The organism is Micromonospora sp. WMMD735, from assembly GCF_049178995.1.
Taxonomy (GTDB): Bacteria; Actinomycetota; Actinomycetes; order Mycobacteriales; family Micromonosporaceae; genus Micromonospora; species Micromonospora wenchangensis.
Genome location: NZ_JBMHMJ010000002.1, coordinates 7101023 through 7120446 on the forward strand (window position 1 = coordinate 7101023; position 19424 = coordinate 7120446).

Here is a 19424-nt window from a genome sequence, read left to right on the forward strand (position 1 = left end):
ACGATGACCACTGCCACCCCCGTCGGCACCCAGCCGCCGGCCGACCTGTCGATGAACGAGACGCCGTACCCGCCGTTGCCGAGCATCAGGCGGATCGTCGAGGACGGGGCCGCCGCCCTCCAGCGGTACCCGGACCGGACCGCCGCCGCGCTGCGGGGCGCGCTGTCCGCGCGGTTGGGCGTGGGACCGGAGTCGATCCTCGTCGGGCCCGGTTCGGCCGGGCTGTGCCAGCACCTCGTCCAGGCGCTCGGGCCGCGCCCTGAGGTGGTGCACCCGGCGCTGTCCTTCGAGGGCTACCCGCTGATCATCCGCAACGTCGGGGCCCGGGGCGTGCCGGTGCCGATGGACGGCTACCGCCACGACCTGCCGGCGATGGCCGCCGCCGTGACCGACCAGACCCGCTGCGTGCTGCTGTGCAACCCGAACAACCCGACCGGGGCGGTGCTGCACCGCGACGAGATCGAGGCGTTCCTGGCCCGGATCCCGGCCGACGTGCCGGTGATCATCGACGAGGCGTACCGGGAGTTCGTCACCGACCCGCAGGTGCCCGACGGGATGGACCTGTTCCGTGCCCACGACAACGTCTGCGTCCTGCGCACCTTCTCCAAGGCGTACGGGCTGGCCGCGCTGCGCGTCGGCTACGCGGTGGTGCCACCCCGGGTGACGCCGCTGGCCGGCATGGTGGGCGCGGTGTTCTTCCCGAACAGCCTGGCCCAGGCGGCGGCGGTGGCGAGCCTCGACGAGGCGGTCACCCCCGAGCTGACCCGGCGCTGCGCCGACCTGGCGTCCGCACGGACCCGGCTGACCGACGGGCTGCGCGAAATCGGCCTCATCGTGGCCCCCAGCGAGGCGAACTTCGTCTGGCTGCCGCTGGGGGAGCGGGCGGCGCCGTTCGCCGAGCGGGCCCGCGACGCCGGCATCCTGGTGATGGCGCTGCCCGGCGCGGGGGTCCGGATCACCGTCGGCACCGACGAGGCGAACGAGCGGCTGTGCGCCGTCGCCCGGACCATCCTGGCCGCCGGCGACTGACGGGTCGGCGGCGATCGACGGGCCGGTGATCGCAGGGGCCGGTGATCGACGGGTCGCCGGTGCCTGACGGGTCGGCGGGGCCCGGTCAGCGGGGCCGGATGTCGGCCGGGGTGGGCTCCCAGCCGGTCAGGCAGAGGTAGCGCAGGTCGGGGTCGTAGTCGGCGGTCAGCACCGGCCGGGACCGGTCCGGGTCGGCGGCGAGCACGTCGAGCAGGGTCCACCACGGTCCGGTGACCGGTTGTCCCGGCGGGGCGACGGTCACCCCGTCGGTCGGGTGCGCCGGCCAGGCCGCCGCGAGGTCGACGCCGAGCACCACCCGGGCGTCGGGCCGGCCCGCCGACAGCGCGGCCAGTTCGGACCCGGCCAGCGCGGCGACGTCGCCGGCCGCCACGTCCGGATGCTGGCGGAGCGCCGTCATCCGGGCCGGGGCGCGCACCACGTCGCCGGTGTGCTCCGGCACCGCCCCGGCCGCCGGGGCGGTGCGGTACAGCATGGCGACGGCCTGCTGCCGGGCCGGGGCGGGCGGCGGCGTGCGGTAGGGAAGCACGGCCTGGTCGACGGCGATCAACAGGGCCGTCGTGCGGTCGCCCGGGGACGCGTACGCGTGGGCGAGCCGGAGACCGCTGACGACCGCCGCCGGCCCCTGGTCGCAGACGGCGAAGGAGAGCGGCGTCCCCGGGCAGAGGTGGCTCAGGTAGGTGGCGGTGGCCCGGCCGGGCAGCACGTCGTGCCGGGCGAACGCCAGCACGAGCAGGTCGACCGGTTCCTCCGGCGGCACGAGCGCCCCGATCAGCGCCTCGGCCATCTCCGCGTGGGACCGGCCCAGCGCGTCCTGCCCCGGGCCGTCGGGCAGTTCCAGCCCGTACGGGTGGGTCAGGTCGGCCAGGTAGCGGGCGGACCGGGCCCGCTGGTCCGGATCGTCCAGCAGCGTGGCCGGCCCGGTGAAGACCCGCCGGGCGGCCCGGATCAGGTGCAGGTCGGTCGACGGGACCGCCATCGCGGTGCTCCTTCCCCGGTGTCCGGTTCCCCGGTGTCCGGCCGGCGCGCGGTCCCGGTGGGCGAAGACACCATCGCGGTCTCAGTGGGCGAAGACCATCGCGGCGAAGGTCGCGCCCTCGCCGGCCCCGACCGCCGCGACCAGGTAACGGTCACCTGGGTTCAGCAGGCCGCGGTCGCGGGCGGTCAGGTAGTTGGTGAACGCGTCCGCGCAGAACACGTGGCCGGTCTCCCGGACGTTGTCCAGCAGCACCCGGTCGCGGGGGAACCCGATCAGCCGGCTCAACCGCTGCCAGGTCACCACGTTGACGTTGTGCGGCAGGATCAGCCGGATGTCGTCGAGGGTAACCCCGGCCACCGCGAGGGCCCGGCCGATCACGTCCGCCAGCGCCGGCCGGTACTCGCGCTGGAACTGCGCGCCGGACGCGCCACCGGCGACGTCGAACTCGCCCCGCTGCCGGCACGCGTAGCCGAGCAGCCGGTCGCGGGGACCGTCGAGGCTGACCAGGCACGCCGACGCCCCCTCGCTGAACACGGAGGTCTCCGGGATGAACTGGGCGTCCCGGGTGAACGCCTTCTCGGCGGTGAGCACCAGCGCCAACGGTCCCTCGCCCGGCGCGTGCGGCCCCGGCTCGGCGGCCAGCAGCCGACCGGCCATCTCGATGGCGAGCAGCGCGCTGGCACAGGACTGCTGGGTCAGGGTGAAGGCGACCGCGTGGCCGAGCCCCAGCGCGCGACACACGTCGTGCAACGGGTTGACCGGGTACGGCACGACGACGGGGAACGCCCGCCCGTACAGCACGAACCGGACCCGGTGTTCCTGCCCGCGCAGGGCGGTGAGCCCGGTGGCGGCGTGCCGGAGCAGGTCGGCCAGGGGCCGGTCGGGATCGCGGCGGACCTGGTCGAGACCGTGGAAGCGGCGGAACAGCCGGACCTGCATCTCGGTCAACTCCAGCGGGCCGGCCAGGCTCTCGATCGGGACGCGGTGCGGCGGCAGGTGGACCGCGACCGCGTCGAGCGCCGTCATGCCGCCGGCGCCGGAGTCGACCGGGGACGGCCGGCGACCGGGCCGGGACGTGCCCCACCGCCGGAGGGCACAGTGGACGGTCGGACCCGGGAACGTTGCTCGTCGACCGCCACGGCAGGAATCCCATCAGCGGCGTCCGTCGCTGTCAACGCGTGCCAGAATATCGACGTGGCCCGCTTCCTGTTCGTCGTCCTGCCGGTGGCGTCGCACCTCAACGCCCCGCTCGCCATCGGCCAGGCGCTGCGGGCCGCCGGGCACGAGGTGGCGTGGTGCGGCCCCCGCACCGACCTGCGTCCGCTGATCGGCCCCGACGCGACGCTCTACCCGACCGGTAAGCGGTACTTCCGCCTCGACGGCGAGACCGGCATGGCGTCCGTGCGCAGCCTCTGGGAGGGGCACGTGCTGCCGGTCAACCGGTTCATCCGGGACGCCGTGGACCGGGCGGTCGCCGAGCACCGGCCGGACGTCGTCGTCGTCGACCAGTACGCACTGGCCGGCGCGTTGGCCGCGCACCGGCACGGGGTGCCGTGGGCGACCTTCTGCGTGGGCGCGCTGGAACTCACCCCGCCGGACCTGCCCGGGTTCACCGACTACGTGCGCGCGCAACTGGCCAGGGTCTGGGCGATGACCGACCTGCCCGTCGACGACGCGATCGACCTGCGGTTCTCGCCGTACCTGGTGCTCGGGCTGACCAGCACGGCGCTGACCGGTGCGACGCCGCTGCCGGCGCGGTGCGTGCTGACCGGCCCGGCCCTGGGTCACCGCCCCGACGCGCCGGCCTTCGACTGGGCCACCTGGGACCCTTCCCGCCGCCACCTGCTGGTCACCGTCGGGACGATGGCCGAGCACCTGGCCCGGGACTTCTACCAGCGGATGATGGCGGCGACGGCGGCCCTGGCCGACCGGGTGCAGGTGGTGGTGACCGCCTCGCCCGACGTGCTGCCCGACCCGCCCGCGCACGTGCTGGCCGCCCCCCGGGTGCCGGTGCTGGAGCTGATGCCCCGGCTGGACGCGGTGGTGTCGCACGGCGGGCTGGGCACCGTCACCGAGGCGTTGGCGCACGGCGTGCCGGTGGTCGTCGCGCCGATCCGGCACGACCACCCGACGGTGGCCCGTCAGGTGACCGAGGCGGGCGCCGGAATCGAGGTCGCGTTCGCCTCGGCGACCCCGGCGGACCTCACCGCCGCGCTCACCGCCGTCCTCGACGATCCGGGCTACCGGGCGGCGGCCCGCCGGGTGGGCGAGTCGTTCGCCGCCGCCGGTGGCGCGACCGCCGCCGCCCGGCACCTCGCCGCCCTGGCGGCCCGGCCCATCGACCATTGTCCTTCGGGTACGGCCACACTAGCCTGACCTGACGCACCCGCAGGGGTGTCGCCGTCCACCGTCGACACCCCGTGGGTCGGCACCCCGTGGCCCGGCGTCGTCCCCGTCCGAGGAGGCTCGATGATCGAGGCCACCGGCCTGCGCAAGTCCTACCGGGTCGGCCGTGGCCGCAACGCCGGCACCGTCGAGGCGGTGCGGGGGGTGGACTTCGCCGTGGAGCGGGGCGAGATCGTCGGGTTCCTCGGCCCCAACGGCGCGGGCAAGTCCACCACCATGCGGATGCTGGCCACGCTGATCCGCCCCGACGGGGGCCGGGCGTCGATCGCGGGCGTCGACCTGCTGCGGGCCCCGGCCCAGGTGCGCCGGCAGATCGGTTTCGTGGCCCAGGCCAGCGGCACCTACGACGACTCGACCGCCCGCCGGGACCTGGTGCTCCAGGCCCGGCTGTACGGCTTCGGCAAGGCCGAGGCGCAGCGCCGGGCCGAGGCGGCGATCGGGGCGTTCCAGCTCGACGACTTCGCCGACCGGCGGATCAGGACGTACTCCGGGGGGCAGCGTCGGCGGCTCGACGTGGCGCTCGGGGTGATCCACTCTCCGCAGGTCATCTTCCTCGACGAACCGACCGCCGGGCTGGACCCACCCAGCCGGGTACGGATGTGGCAGGAGGTCCGGCGGCTGCGCGCGGAGGGCATGACGGTCTTCCTCACCACCCACTACCTCGACGAGGCCGACACCCTGTGCGACAGGCTGTCCATCATCGACGACGGTCGGATCGTCGCCGAGGGCACCCCGTCGGATCTCAAGCGGGAGATCTCCGGCGACGTGGTCGCGATCGACCTGACCCGCGCCGACGTGACCGACGGCCCGGCCGACGCCGACCTGCCGATCGCCACGAAACTGCTGGCCGAGCAGCCGTACGTGCACTCGTCGGAGGCGGTCGACGGCACCCTGCGGCTCTATGTGGACAGCGCCGCGACGGCGATCCCGCAGATCATGCGCACCCTGCTGACACGGGGGATCGAACCCGGGGCGATCGAGGCCCGCCGGCCCAGCCTCGACGACGTCTTCCTGGCCAAGACCGGCCGCTCCCTCCAGGAGTGACCCGGCCGGTACGAGAGGAGCCGCAGTGAAACTGGTCCGCGACACCTGGCTGATCTTCCAACAGGAGGTCGGTCTGATGGTGCGCAACCCGGTGATGGTGGCGTTCAGCCTGGCCCAGCCGGTCACCTACCTCATCCTGTTCGCCCCTTTCCTCAAGGTGGTGATGGTCGACCGGGGTGCCTCCTCGTACGCCGACGCCTACCGCATCTACGTGCCCGGCCTGTTCGTGGCGATGGGCCTGTTCGGTGGCCTGTTCGCCGGGTACGGGCTGCTCAGCGCGCTGCGCGCCGGCATCATCGACAGGTGCCGGGTGACCCCGGTGAGCCGTACCGGCCTGCTGCTGGGCCGGGCCCTGATGCACGTCTGCCTGAACGTGGTGCAGGCGGTGATCATCACGATCGTGGCGTTGCCGTTCGGGTTGCGGGTGCACCTGGGCAACCTGCTCATCTCGTACGCGCTGCTGTCGGTGATGGTGCTGCTGAGCACCTCGATCTCGTATGACATCGCCCTGCTGGTACGCAACGAGAACAGCCTCGGCGTGCTGGTCAACACCGTCGGCCAGCCGATCTCGCTGCTCGCCGGGGTGCTCATCCCGCTGGTGCTGGCACCACTGTGGATCCAGCAGGTCGCGGTCTGGAACCCGTTCTCCTGGGCCACCAACGGCATGCGGGCGTTGTTCAACGGGCAGCTCACCGAGCCCGTGGTCTGGCAGGGCGCCCTCATCATGATCGTGCTGGCCGCGATCAGCCTGGTCTGGTCGTCGCACCTGTTCAACCGCGAGGTCTCCTGAGCCGGACCGCCGGCGGCCGGGCCGGTGTGACCAGGATTGATGTTGACCATTGTCCGCAGGTGATCGGCGATCTAGCCTGAGCGTGTCCCAGATCGGCTGCTGCGCCGGGGTGCGGTGACCGTGAGCGTGCCAGGTGAGGAGACAACTCGTTGGGTGCCGACAACTTCCGGGCGACGCTCGCGGCCGACATGGAGCTGGGGGCCGGCAACGTGCTGCTCCGGCTCGCCGAACACGGCGCCGACCCAGACCTGCCCCGGGTGACCTTCGACGTCGACGTGGACGGCATCCCCGCCTGGACGCCGCTGTCGCTGGCCACCCTCACCGAGCGGGTCGCCGCCCGCGCCGACTGGTTCCGGCGGCGGGGCGTCGGCCGGCGTGACCCGGTCGCGGTCTACGTGACGTCCGCGCCCGACGTGTTCCTCAACTTCTTCGCCCTCAACCGGCTCGGCGCGATCCCGGCCCTGATGAACGGCAACATGCCGATCGAGTTGGCGGCCGAGTTCATCAGGCGGCTGCGCGGCGTCGGGGTCGTCGTCGACGCCGACCACGCCGCGCTGCGCGAGCACGACCTCGGGGTGCCGATCCTCGGCGACGCCGCCGAGACCGGCACCGGCGACCCCGACCAGGCCCCACCGCACTACCGCCACCACCCCGAGGACCCGGTCGCCATCACCCACTCGTCGGGCACCACCCGGGTGCCGGCCGCGATCGTCCACTCGCACCACGGGCTGTTCGCCGCCATCCGGGCCGTGCGGCTCACCGAGTCCCGCCCGTACGGCGAGGTGCGTGAGCTGTCCGTCCTGCCGGCCGCGCACACCGCCGGCATCATCACGGTCAACCAGGCGCTGTGCAACAGCTACCAGTTGCTCTACCTGTCGGCACAGGGCGGCCCGTTCGCCAGCAGCGCCGAGACGATCCTCGACGCCATCGAACGCTGGCGGCCGACAGGCGTCTTCGGCTTCGCGGTGACCTGGTCCGAGCTGGCCCGCCACGACCTGACCACCCGCGACCTGAGCTCCGTGCGCAACTGGTTCAACACCGGGGACTGCGCCCACGAGTCGCACATCCGGCGGCTGGTCGCCGTGGGCAGCCACCCGGCGTACACCCGGCAGGGCATGGTGGACGTGCCCGGGTCCAAGTTCGTCGACATGCTCGGCTCCACCGAGATGGGCCACGGCGCGTTCCGGATCAGCCACCGCCTCGGCAGCGACCACTACGACCGCTGCGTCGGCAAGCCGTACCCGTTCGCGCAGATCGCCCTGCTCGACGTGACCACCGGCGAGGAGGTTCCCGAGGGGCAGGTGGGGCACGTCGGGCTCAAGTCGCCGACCCTGGCGCTCGGGTACTGGAACGACTCGGTCAACACGTTCCGCACCCGGCTGGGCGGCTACTACCTCACCGGTGACCTGATGTACCGCGACCCGGACGGCAACTACCACCACGTCGACCGGGCCAGCGACGCGGTCGACCTGGGCGACGGCAACTGGCTCTACACGGCGCTGTCCGAGGAACGCATCCTCAAGCACTGCCCCGACGTCCGCGACTGCACGGTCATCGCGGCCCGGGAGGCCGACGAGCGGACCGTCACCGAGGTGCTGCTCGTGCTCGCCGAGGACGCCGACCCGGACCTCGACCGCTCCGACCAGGTCCGCGCCGCGCTCGGCCCGGTGGTCGCCGCGACGCTGCGGCGGGTGGTCACGGTGCCCGCCGACGGCGTGGTGATGGGGCCGACGGGCAAGGTCCGCAAGTTCCTGATGCGCCAGCGGCTGCTGGCCGACGCCGGGGCGGCCAGCACCGGCTGACCCGTCGCCCGCTGCGCCCGCCGTGTGGCCGGGCCGGGCACCCGTCCGAACGGCCCTGTGCCCCACCCGCATGAACATGCGGGTGGGGCACAGGGCCGTTCACGACGGCACTCCCCGGGCGGGTACCCGGGGCCGGCGGGTTCCGCCGGCCCCACCCCGGCGTCAGCCCAGTCGGGACTCGATCGCCTCGATGATGCGGGGGCGCAACTCGGCGGCCCGGATCACCGCGTCGACCGAGCCGACCTCCACCGCCCGCCCGATGTTGTGCACCCGGTCGAACTCCGCCGCCACCTCGCCGAGCTTCTCCGCGCGGACCGCCGCGCGGGTCTCGTCGAGTTCGGCGGTGAGCGCAGCCCGCTCGGTGCCGGTGGCCGCCGCGACCCGCGTCTCCAGGTCGCGTACCCGCAGGTCGGCCGCCGTACGGGCGTTGACGTCGCCGGAGAACACCACCGCCGCCGCCGGGGCGCCGCCGAGCACCGAGGCGAACGAGCCCTCCAGCGCCAGCACCGTCATGTTCGGGTTCAGCGCCTTGGAGAAGACCACGAACGCCCCGCCGTGGTACCGGGAGATCACGCAGAACACGATCGGCCCGCGGAAGTTGACGATCGCCCGGCCGATCTCGGCCCCGTACTCCAGTTGCAGCTTGCGCATCGACTCGGGTGAGCCGTCGAAGCCCGACAGGTTGGCCAGCACCACCAGCGGCCGGTTGCCGCTGGCCGCGTTGATCGCCCGCGCGGCCTTCTTGGACGAGCGGGGGAACAGGGTGCCCGCCGTGTAGGTGTCCGGGCCGTCGGTGGGCGGGAAGCCCCGCCGGGGCACCGACCGCGACTCGATGCCGAGCAGGCAGACCGGGATACCACCGAGGTGGACGTCCTGCACCACCGCGGTCTCCGCGTCGGCCATGCCCGCCCACCGCTCCAGCACCGGGTGGTCCTGGTCGGACAGCGCCCGCATCACCGTACGGATGTCGAACGGCTTCTTGCGGTCCGGGTTGGCGGCGGCGGAGAAGATCTCGCCGACGGTGGTGAAGTCGCTGCCCGCCACGGTGTGCGGGAAGGCGGAAATGTCCCGGTCCACCGGGTCGACGGTGGTCGCCCGGCGCGGCTGGCTCTCCCCGGGCGCGACGTACGTGTGGTCGTAGTACGCCATCAGCACGTCCCGGGCGGCCGTCAGGTTCGGCGCCCAGTACTGCGCCTGCCCGTTGGGGCCCATCACCCGGTCGTAGCCGCCGATGCCGAAGTTGTCCTCGGCGGACACCCCGCCGGAGAAGTCCAGCGACTGCTTGCCGGTGAGCACCATCGCGGCCTCCGGCGTCATCACCAGGATGCCCCGGGTGTGCATGAGCATCGTCGCCTCGGCGTTCCAGTACGGCTGGGCGCCCACGTTGATCCCCGCGACCACGATGTTGATCTCGCCGCCGTCCTGGGTGAACTCGACGATCCGCTTGAGCGCCGCCGCCACCCAGTCCATGTTCTCGGTGCCCGACGTCATCGAGATCCGCGCGCCGGCCGACAGGGCGTACCACTCCAGCGGCACCTGCAACCGCTCGGCGAGGTCCAGGGCGGCGATCACCCGCCGGCACTCGGCCTCGGAGAGCGCGCCGAGCGACTTGGTCGGGTCGCCCAGCAGCACCACCCGGGTGACGCCCTGCGGGTGCCTCGGGGTCGGCGTGGTGACCACACCCGCGACGATCGCCGCCGTGTTGCGTCCCCGGGGCCGATCCACCGGCACCAGCGCGTGGTCGTCGTCGAGGTCGTGCTCGACGAACTGGCCGAGCAGCCCGGTCAGCTCGTACGGGTAGACCGTATTGCGGCTGCTGGCCCGCAGCACCTTCAGCCGGTAGTCGTCGAGCGGCTCGACCGGGTCGACCGGCGGCTCACCCATGGTCAGCTCGGCCCCGCCGGTGGCGTCGAACGCGATCCGCACCGCGATCTTGTTCAGCTCGCCGGTCCGGCGGTCCCGCTGCCGCGCGATGAACAGGATCTCCTCCAGCCCCGCGCCGACGGTCGTCGGGCGGACCCGCCCGGCGATCATCTCCATCTCCTCGCGGGTCAGGTCGCTCGGCGGCCAGACGTAGATGACGATCCGGTTGGTGTTGAAGCGGGTCTTGGCCGGGCGGCGGGTCTGCGCCCGGCGGATCGAGTCCAGGCAGGTGGCGACGATGTCCTCGGCCGTGGGCAGGGCGACCAGCCGCCCGTCGTGCTCCCGCAGCGCGGTCAGGTCACGCACCTGGGCGAACGCGACGAGCCGTTCGTCGGACGGGTTCTCCCGCGCGACGGCCTGGAAGAGGTAGACCTCCTCGTCCGACGACGGCAGCCGGGTCAGGTCGAACTTGCGCAGCCGCTCCAGCTGCATCCGCTGCGCGATGTACGGGTGCAGGCCCCGGATCAGCCGCTCCTCGCTCATCCCCGTGCTCGACGGGCGGAACGTGAAGTGGTGGTGCATCACCGCGCCGCCGCGCCCGGCGACGGTGGTGGTGAGCCGACGGACCTGGGCCGGCAGCGGGTGCGCGTTGACGACCTCCAGCAGCGCGGCGGCCATCGCGTCGAAGTCCTCCGGCTGGTTTTCCCAGCCGAGGTAGATGTCGGCGTCGACGGCGGAGCCGTCAGCGGCCAGCTCGGCGAGCCCGCGCAGCGCGTCGCCCAGCGCGTCGAACCGGACGGCGGCGGAGAGCAGGCTGGAGTCGGCCCGCTCGGCGACGACGAACGTGCAGTCCGCCACCCGCCGGGTCCGCACGTCGGCCAGGCCCTTGTTGCCGTAGTACCGCCGGGTCAGCACCTCCAGCATCACCGCGTTGTCGAGGTGGTCCCGCACGAGCCGCTGGCCGAGCACCCGCACCAGCGGTTCGGTGCTGCGGACCATCTCCGCGACCCGCTCGGTGCGGTCCGCCGCGTCCGGGTTCGCGTCCAGGTGACGCAGGTGCCGCCGGACGGAGGCGTACAGCCGGGCGCGGTTGCGCAGCAGCAGCGGCTGGGCGAACCAGGCGAACACCACCCCCCGGGCCAGGTCGGCGACGACCGGGAAACGCACCTGCGTCGCCGCCACCAGCCGCTCCAACGCGAGGCCGGCGGGCTCGCGCAGCACCGCGTCCGGCGGCGGCTCACGCAGCCAGGCGCGCAGCAACGTCGCGATGACCGTCGCGTCGGTGGCCGCCCGCTGCTGGGCCAGGAAGATCCGGAACACGGCGGCCTCGAGGGCGGGGGAGCGGTCCAGCTCGGTGACGCCGTAGTGGCCGAGCGCCTTGGCCAGCTTGGCCTGGAAGGGCGCCGGCAGACCGGCCCGTTCGACGTCGAGGCTCTGCAGGTAGGTGTGGAAGTGTTCGCGGGCGCTGGGGACGTGGTTGTCGCCGCTGACGTCCTCCCCGGTCAGCCGGTTGCGGCTGAGCTCGGCGAGGTCGGCGAAGACGTTGACGAGGTCGATCTCCTCGGCCAGCGGGCGGTGGCCGTCCTCGATGGCGGCCCGCCGCGCCGCGAGGTACTCGTCGAGCACCCGGCCGTCGTCGTGCGGATCCACGTCGAAGCCCAGCAGCAGCCCACGGAGGTCCTCCTGGCCGCGTCGGGACCGCTCCACCGCCGGGGCCTGGTCGGGCGGGGCGGGCAGGTCCAGGGCGACCGGCGCGGCGGCTTCGGCGACCGGGGCGTCGTCGGTGTCGTCGGCGAGCGGCTCCAGCCGCAGCAGCGCCGCGCCGGCCTCCACCTGGCTGCCGACGGAGACGCCGCACTCCTTGAGCCGGGCCCGGAACGGTGCCCGCAGCACCGTCTCCATCTTCATCGCCTCCAGCACCAGCACCGGTGCGCCCGCCTCGACCTCGGCGCCCACCTCGACCGGGGTGGCGACGACCAGCGCCGGCATCGGCGAGCGGACCACGCCGCCCTCGTCGCGGCCGACCCGGTGGGTCACGCCGTCCACCTCGACCAGGTGGATCGCGCCGTGGGTGCCGGTGAGCAGCCGGTACCGGGCGCCGTTGACGGCGATCTGCCCGGTGTGCCTGTCGAACCGGTCCAGCTCGACGTCGGCGGTGTGCACGTCGCCGCCGGCCTCGATGCCGACCCGGAACCGGTGCGCGCCGACCCGGGCCACCCGCATCCGGTAGCCGACGCCACGCAGTTTGAGGTCCAGCGGCCGGCCGCTGGCGTGCTGCACCTGGGGTCGCCCGCCGAACGCCGTCGACAGCAGCCGCTGCTGCTCGGCCTGCTCCTGCTCCTCGTACGCCTCGATCGCGGCGGCGGCGAGCGCGACGGCGGAGTGCCGGTGCGACACGAGCCGGCCCTCGGCGCGCACCCGGTCGATCCAGCCGGTGTCGGCGCTGGCGTCGATCACCTCGGGCTGGTCGAGCAGGTCGAGCACGAAGCTCTTGTTCGTCGCGCCACCCTCGATGATCACCGTGGTCTCGGCCATCGCCCGGCGCAGCCGACCGAGCGCCTCGTCCCGGTCCCGCCCGTACGCGATGATCTTCGCGATCATCGAGTCGAAGTCGGCCGGGATGGTGTCGCCCTCGCTGACCCCGGTGTCGACCCGGATGCCGGGACCGGCGGGCAGGTCCAGCCGGGCGATCCGGCCCGGGGCGGGGGCGAAGTCGCGGTCCGGGTCCTCGGCGTTGAGCCGGGCCTCGATTGCGTGCCCGCGCTCCACCGGCGGCACCCCGTCGAGCCGGCCGCCCGCCGCGACGTGCAACTGCGCCTTGACCAGGTCGAATCCGGTGGTCAGCTCGGTGATCGGGTGCTCCACCTGGAGGCGGGTGTTGACCTCCAGGAAGGCGAACAGCCGGTCACCCGGGTGGTAGAGGAACTCGACGGTGGCGGCACCCCGGTAGCCGACCGCGACGGCCAGCCGCTCGGCCGAGGACTTGAGTTCGGCCGTCTGCTCCGGGCCGAGGACCGGGGAGGCCGACTCCTCGATGACCTTCTGGTTGCGCCGCTGCACCGAGCAGTCCCGTACGCCGAGCGCCCAGGCGGTGCCCTGACCGTCCGCGATCACCTGCACCTCGACGTGCCGGGCGCCGGTGACCAGGCGCTCCAGGAACACGATCCCGCTGCCGAAGGCGCGGGCCGCCTCCTGGCTGGTTCGCTGGTAGGCGTCGGCCAGCTCGGCATCGCTGGTGACCACCCGGATGCCCCGCCCGCCACCACCGGCGGTCGCCTTGAGCATCAGCGGGTAGCCGATCTCGGCGGCGGCGGCGATCGCGGCCTCCAGGGTCTCCACCGCGCCCCGGCTCCACGGCGCGACCGGCACGCCGACCTCCTCGGCGATCAGCTTCGCGCCGATCTTGTCACCGAGCTTGCGCATCGCGTCCGGGCTCGGCCCGACGAAGGTGATGCCGATCTTCTCGCACAGCTCCGCGAAGGCCGGGTCCTCGGCGACGAAACCCCACCCGACCCACACCGCGTCGGCCCCGGTCTCGACCAGGGCCTGTTCGAGCTTCTTCAGGTCGAGGTACGGCCGGGCGGACGCCGGACCCAGGTCGTAGGCGATGTCGGCCTCGCGGACGAAGGTCGCGGTGCGGTCGACATCGGTATAGAGGGCCACCGTCTCGATGGGAGTGTCGGTCTGCGCGGCCAGCTCTCGGACCGCGTGAATGAGGCGCATCGCGGCCTCACCCCGGTTGACGATGGCGACACGGCTGAACACCCGACCGACTCCTCCGGTAGATCCACGAGTACGCGCCGCAAGGCATCGACCCCCGACAGCGATCACCCTTCCGCGTGCCGGCCGGTAGCGCCATGTCGTAATCACCGAACCCTGAGCGGTGACCGTTGTAGGAACCCCACAAAAGTTTTTGGTCTTCCCCGCCCGCGCCGGAGACTCTGCGGCACCCGCCGCAGGTCGCCGGGGTCAGCCGTGCGCCGACGCCGCCGCGGCGACCTCCCGGCGGCGGACCACCGCGATCAGCGCCGTGCCGACAGTCAACAGCGCGCCCGCCACGACCAGCGCCACCGCCCCGTTCACCCGCAACGTCAGCACGGCGGAGACGAACGCGCCGAGGCCCATCGTGGTGATCGCCCCGAACCGGCGGAGCCAGGCCGTGCCCGGACCGCCGGCGGCCCGGCTGTCGGCGGAGAGGTTCACCATGGTCATGGTCACCACCACCGTGGAGAGGTCCCGGATGCCGATGTGCCTGACCGCCGCGGCCTGCGCGCCGAGCACCAGGGCGAGCAGACCGGTGACGGCCAGCATCACCCCGTGCGCCGGTGGGCCGGTGACGAGCCAGAACCCGGCCAGGGCGAGCGAGAGCACACTGCCGCCGACCAGGATGGCCAGCCCGGCGGCGGGCAACGCCGCCGGCCCCGGCGCACCCCGGGTCAGCCGGGCGGCGAGCACCGCGCCGAGCATGAAGGTCAGCAACGCCACCAGGTTGTTGAGCACCGGCAGGCCGGACACCCCGGCCAGCCCGAACCCGATGAAGAGCACGTTGCCCGTCATGTTGCCGGTGAAGACCCGGTCCAGGGCGAGATAGCTGACGCCGTCGACCGCGCCGGTCGCCGCGGTCAGCACCAGCAGCGGCACCTCGTAGCTCTTCGTCATGGCCCTTCCGATGATCGTTTCCGGCCGGCAGTCTACCCATGACCTGCGGGAACGTCCCGGGCGGCCGGGACACCGACCCCTGGTGGCCGGGACGCCGGGGCCCGTTGACTGGCACCCATGACAGAGCTGCCGGACCACTTCCCCGCCCACGTCAAGGGCTCCTACGTCAACTGCGACCAGTACGCCCGCGAGGCGCGGCTCACCCCGCCGCCGGAGCACATCCCGGCCCACGTGAAGAACTCCTACGTCAACTGCCAGGAGTACGCCCGCCAGCTGCGGCTCACCCCACCGCCGGCCGCCGAGCACTTCCCCGAGCACGTGAAGAACTCGTACCCGACCTGCCAGGAGGCGGTCCGCCCGCCCCGGCTCACCCTCGTGCCGGCGGCCGGGGCATGACCACCGTCGTCCCGCCCCGGCTCGACCCCGCCTGGCGGGAGTGGCTGGTCGAGAACCTGGCCATGGGCGCGTCGGTGGCGCAGGCGCGGGCGGTGGCCGTCGCCGGGTCCGCCGACCCGCAGGCCGTCGACGCCGAGCTGCGGGAACTGACCGACCATCCGTACTTCGCGGTGTGCCGGCGGCTCGCGCTGCGCTACGACTGGCTGGAGTCGGTGCTCGACACGTACCGGACGCTGCGCGACAGCGACGGCGGGCGGACGCTGGAGCGGCGCGCGGACCTCGACCCCGGGGAGTTCTTCTCCCGCTACTACTTCGGCAACCGGCCGGTGGTGCTGGACGGCCTGATGGCCGACTGGCCCGCCCTCGGCTGGACGCTTCCCGGCCTGGCGGCGGCCTGCGGTGACGCCGTGGTCGAGGTGATGACCGGGCGGGAGGCCAACCCGGACCACGCCTGGCAGTACGACAGGCACCGCACCAGCATGCCGTTCCGCGAGTACCTGGCGCTGCTCGCCTCGGGCCGGCGCACCAACGACTACTACATGGTGCCGCGCAACGAGAACTGGGCAGGCGCGCTGCGCCCGCTCGTCGCCGACATCCGTGCCCCGCGGGGGATCGTGGACCCGTCCGGGCTCGGTCACCTGCTGCTCGGACCGGCCGGCACGGTGACCCCGCTGCACGTGGACAACAGCTCGGTGCTGCTCGGCCAGGTGCTCGGCCGCAAGCACGTCCGGCTGGTCCCGTCGTACGAGCGGCACCTGGTCTATCCGCGCGGCGGCACGTTCAGCGCGGTCGACGCGGCGGACCCGGACCTCACCCGGCACCCCCGCTACGCCGAGGCGACGGTGCTCGACGTCGTGCTGGAGCCGGGTCAGCTGCTGTTCGTGCCGGTGGGCTGGTGGCACTGGGTGCAGGCGCTGGAGGTCAGCGCCACGGTCAGTTTCCACCACTTCGCCATCCCGGGCCAGAACCACAAGATGGCTACCCCGCCCGCCGCCACCCCACCCCGCTGACCCACCCCTCCCGCCCGGCCCCCACCGGCCCTGGCCCCCGGTGATCAAGAGAAATGCGTCAGGAAGTTGCCCGGCGGCTGACCTTTTCCTCGTGATCACCGGGCTTGGGCGGGGTGTGTGCGACGTGGCGGGGTGGTGGGGCAGTGGTGCGGGATTAGGGTGTTGCGGTGGATCACGAGGATCGAATCGCGCTCTTTCTCGACTACGAGAACCTTGCCCTGGGTGCCCGGGAACACCATGGTGGGCGGGCGTTCGACTTCCGGCCGATCGCCGACGCCCTCGCCGAGCGGGGACGGGTGGTGGTCCGCCGGGCGTACGCGGACTGGTCGTACTTCGACGAGGACCGTCGGATGCTCACCCGCTCGCACGTCGAGCTGATCGAGATCCCGCAGCGGATGGGGGCGTCCCGCAAGAACGCCGCCGACATCAAGATGGCCGTCGACGCGGTGGAGTTGGCCTTCGAGCGCGGCTACATCTCCACCTTCGTCATCTGCACCGGGGACAGCGACTTCACCCCGCTGGTGCACAAGCTGCGTGAACTCAACAAGCGGGTGATCGGGGTCGGGGTGGAGAAATCGACCTCGGCGCTGCTCCCGCCCGCCTGCGACGAGTTCCTCTACTACGACCGGCTGGAGGGCGTCGACCTGCCGCCCGTACGGGCCCGACGCGGACGCCCCGCCAAGCCGGCCGGACCGCAGCAGCCGGAGCCGACGGCGGTGGAGCCGACACCGGAGCAGCCGGAGCAGCCGGAGCCCTCGCCCGCCGCCGAGGAGCCGGTACGCGACGCCGACGCGCTCGCGGTGCTGGTCGCCCAGACCGTCGCCGGCCTCCAGGGCAGCTCGGAGGGAGAGGTGACCGCCTCCCGGCTCAAGCGCACCCTGCTGCGCAAGGACCCCACGTTCAGCGAGTCCGACTACGGGTTCCGCACCTTCGGCGAGCTGCTGCGCCACCTCGCCGGGCACAACGTCGTCGAGTTGGCCGAGGGGCCGGCCAAGGGCGACCCGGAGGTTTCCCTGCCTGAGCACGGCGACCAGGAGGTGGCCTTCGCGCTGCTGCGTACGGTGGTGGCGGAGCTGGCCGCGGCCGGTGGCCCGGTGGCGCTCTCCGGACTCAAGAACCAGCTCCGCCGCGCCCGTCCCGAATTCAGCGAGAAGAAGCTCGGCTACCGCAGTTTCCTCCAGTTCGGTAAGGCCGCCGCCACTGCCGGTGAGGTCGCCTTGGCCTGGAGCGCGGAGGCCGACGACTACCTGCTCACGCCCCGGCAGGGGTGACCGGGCGGGGTCGGCTTCGGGCCTCGACGAATTCGTGACTCACGTTCCACGGCCGAGTTGCTATACGGTCGGTGAATGATGGTCGAGGAGCACTGGTGGAACGGTGACCCGAGCCCACGCGGGCGGCGGGACGTCTACATCCGTACCGACGGGGAGGCCTGGGAGGTCCAGGCGCAGATCGGCGGGGCGTCGGGTCGCTCCCGCGTGCAGCAGTGCCCGAGCCGGGCGGCGGCGGTCATCCTGGCCGACGCCTGGCGCGGCAGCAATCCTTCCTGGCGCGGGCTGCACCGCTGATCGGTCCGGGCGCCGGCGGGCGGTCCGCACCGCGTCCCGCCCGCCCCGCCCTCCGGCCGGTCCCGGCCGGGCGCCCCGTGGGGACTTCCGGACTGGGTGGCGCGCAACGGCTCTGATTACGCAAAGTAGTTTTCTTCTCACTGGCTGGTCGGCGAGGCCCTGAACAGGGCGAGCTAACTGGCAACATTCTTGACAGAAGAGCCTGGTATCGACATCCTTCGAGGAGAGCGCTCTCCCCGGCGTGCTCCCCGCCCCCGATGTCGCCCCAAGGAGCCTCCCGTGCCAGGAGCCCGAGCCGTCCCCCGGCCCCGATCCCTCGCCCGCGCGGCGGTCGCCCTCGTCACCCTCGCCGCCGCCCTCGTCCTGCCCGCCCAGGCCGAGCCCGCCTCGGCCGCCATCGGCGGCATCACCTGGCAGGACGAGTTCAACGCCGCCGCCGGCACCCCCGTCGACCAGAACCGGTGGCGCTTCGACATCGGCGGTGGCGGCTGGGGCAACAACGAACGGCAGTACTACACCAACAGCACCAGCAACGCCGTCCACGACGGACAGGGCAACCTCGTCATCACCGCCCGCAAGGAGAACCCGGCCAACTACCAGTGCCACTACGGCCGGTGCGAGTACACCTCGGCGCGGCTGCTCACCGCCGCCACCTTCACCCAGGCGTACGGTCGGTTCGAGGCCCGGATCAAGATCCCCCGGGGTCAGGGCATCTGGCCGGCGTTCTGGATGCTCGGCAACGACATGGGCAGCGCCGGCTGGCCCGCCGCCGGTGAGATCGACATCATGGAGAACATCGGCCGGGAACCCAACACCGTCTACGGCACCGTGCACGGCCCCGGCTACTCCGGCGGGGGTGGCATCACCGGCAGCCGCACCATCGGCCAGCCCCTCGCCGACACCTTCCACACCTACCGGGTGGACTGGGAGCCGAACCTGATCGTCTGGTACCTCGACGGCGTCGAGTACCACCGCGTCGACCCGTCCCGGCTCGGCGGCAACCGCTGGGTCTACGACCACCCGTTCTTCATGATCCTCAACGTGGCGGTGGGCGGGAACTGGCCCGGCTACCCCGACGGCTCCACCCAGTTCCCCCAGCAGATGCTCGTGGACTACGTCCGGGTCTCCAGCTACGTCCCCGGCGGCGGCAACCCGCAACCCGGCACCACCCGGCTGCGCGGCACGCAGAGCGGCAGGTGCATCGACATCCCGAGCGCCAACCCGGTCGACGGCGCGAAACTCCAGATCTGGGACTGCAACACCACCGCCGCGCAGGCCTGGACCTTCGCCGCCGACGGCACCGTCCGCGCGATGGGCAAGTGCATGGACCCGGCCTGGGCCGGCACCGCCAACGGCACCGAGGTCAACCTGGTCACCTGCAACGGCAACCCGGCCCAACGGTTCACCCTCAACGGCGCCGGGGACCTGGTCAACCTCAGCGCCAACAGGTGCGTCGACGTACGCGACCAGAACCCCAACAACGGCGGCAAACTGCACCTGTGGGACTGCCTCGGCGTCGCCAGTCAGAAGTGGTCCCGCTTCTGACCACGGCCCGGCGGTAGCACCGCGACGGACGGCCCCCCGGCACCCGCCGGGGGGCCGTCCGTCGTCGTGCCCCGGTCAGCCGGCCGGCCCGCAACCCCAGCCTCCACCGGGGTGGCCCGGCCGGCGACGCCCGAGGGTCGAGGTAGCGGCGTCGAGGGCTAGGGGGCGCTCTGGGGGCGGTAGGGGGTTAGTGCTGCGCCGGGCGGCCGTAGGGTCATCGCGAACAACCAAGAATGCCTGAAGAAGCTCTCTGTTTCGACAATTGCCGCCGCGCCGACCCGTGTGCCGATATTGGCCCGGGTCTGCCCGGCTGGGGCT

14 protein-coding genes are annotated in these 19424 nt (G+C 72.9%); 10 read left to right on the top strand and 4 right to left on the bottom strand.

Annotated features, from left to right (window positions below; genetic code table 11):
- Positions 1–3: 3 nt before the first annotated feature.
- Positions 4–1029, top strand: a complete 1026-nt coding sequence (locus ACN268_RS31015; protein WP_421486572.1) for a histidinol-phosphate transaminase — start codon at positions 4–6, stop codon at positions 1027–1029.
- A gap of 85 nt (positions 1030–1114) precedes the next feature.
- On the opposite strand, the gene ACN268_RS31020 is transcribed toward ACN268_RS31015, so the two are convergent.
- Together ACN268_RS31020 and ACN268_RS31025 are read right to left on the bottom strand one after the other, a co-directional pair.
- Complete coding sequence (locus ACN268_RS31020) at positions 1115–2026, bottom strand: 2-hydroxy-acid oxidase (RefSeq protein ID WP_421486573.1); 912 nt, start codon at positions 2024–2026, stop codon at positions 1115–1117.
- Between the two features lie 81 nt (positions 2027–2107).
- Positions 2108–3052: a 3-oxoacyl-[acyl-carrier-protein] synthase III C-terminal domain-containing protein gene (locus ACN268_RS31025; RefSeq protein ID WP_421486574.1), complete on the bottom strand. Its 945-nt coding sequence runs from the start codon at positions 3050–3052 to the stop codon at positions 2108–2110.
- Positions 3053–3220: 168 nt separating this feature from the next.
- Here ACN268_RS31025 and ACN268_RS31030 point away from each other — a divergent pair, with 168 nt between their 5' ends.
- The 4 genes from ACN268_RS31030 (at position 3221) to ACN268_RS31045 (ending at position 8068) form a co-directional block, all read left to right on the top strand.
- Positions 3221–4402: a glycosyltransferase gene (locus ACN268_RS31030; protein WP_421486575.1), complete on the top strand. Its 1182-nt coding sequence runs from the start codon at positions 3221–3223 to the stop codon at positions 4400–4402.
- Positions 4403–4495: 93 nt separating this feature from the next.
- Entirely contained in the window at positions 4496–5476 is a 981-nt protein-coding gene (locus ACN268_RS31035) for an ATP-binding cassette domain-containing protein (RefSeq protein WP_421486576.1), read from the top strand.
- 25 nt (positions 5477–5501) lie between these two features.
- Positions 5502–6266: an ABC transporter permease gene (locus ACN268_RS31040; protein WP_145918663.1), complete on the top strand. Its 765-nt coding sequence runs from the start codon at positions 5502–5504 to the stop codon at positions 6264–6266.
- Positions 6267–6454: 188 nt separating this feature from the next.
- Positions 6455–8068 carry a class I adenylate-forming enzyme family protein gene (locus ACN268_RS31045; protein WP_421487040.1) on the top strand — a complete coding sequence of 538 codons (1614 nt, stop codon included), beginning with the start codon at positions 6455–6457 and terminating at the stop codon, positions 8066–8068.
- 162 nt (positions 8069–8230) lie between these two features.
- Here the strand turns inward: ACN268_RS31045 and ACN268_RS31050 are convergent, their stop codons facing one another.
- Positions 8231–13696, bottom strand: coding sequence for a carboxyl transferase domain-containing protein (locus tag ACN268_RS31050; protein WP_421486577.1), 5466 nt, complete (start codon positions 13694–13696; stop codon positions 8231–8233).
- A 204-nt stretch (positions 13697–13900) separates the two neighbouring features.
- Positions 13901–14590: a YoaK family protein gene (locus tag ACN268_RS31055; protein WP_421486578.1), complete on the bottom strand. Its 690-nt coding sequence runs from the start codon at positions 14588–14590 to the stop codon at positions 13901–13903.
- A gap of 117 nt (positions 14591–14707) precedes the next feature.
- Here ACN268_RS31055 and ACN268_RS31060 point away from each other — a divergent pair, with 117 nt between their 5' ends.
- From ACN268_RS31060 to ACN268_RS31080, 5 genes are all read left to right on the top strand, one after another.
- A complete protein-coding gene (locus tag ACN268_RS31060; RefSeq protein WP_421486579.1) occupies positions 14708–14986 on the top strand; it encodes a hypothetical protein in 279 nt (92 codons plus the stop codon).
- Positions 14983–15996, top strand: a complete 1014-nt coding sequence (locus tag ACN268_RS31065) for a cupin-like domain-containing protein (RefSeq protein ID WP_421486580.1) — start codon at positions 14983–14985, stop codon at positions 15994–15996. The genes ACN268_RS31060 and ACN268_RS31065 overlap by 4 nt, the downstream gene beginning before the upstream one ends.
- 167 nt (positions 15997–16163) lie before the next feature.
- The gene (locus ACN268_RS31070; RefSeq protein ID WP_421486581.1) at positions 16164–17267 is read left to right on the top strand and encodes an NYN domain-containing protein; all 1104 of its coding nucleotides are present in this window, start codon (positions 16164–16166) and stop codon (positions 17265–17267) included.
- 75 nt (positions 17268–17342) lie between these two features.
- Entirely contained in the window at positions 17343–17561 is a 219-nt protein-coding gene (locus tag ACN268_RS31075; RefSeq protein ID WP_088642133.1) for a hypothetical protein, read from the top strand.
- A gap of 279 nt (positions 17562–17840) precedes the next feature.
- The gene (locus ACN268_RS31080; RefSeq protein WP_421486582.1) at positions 17841–19106 is read left to right on the top strand and encodes a family 16 glycosylhydrolase; all 1266 of its coding nucleotides are present in this window, start codon (positions 17841–17843) and stop codon (positions 19104–19106) included.
- Positions 19107–19424: the final 318 nt, after the last annotated feature.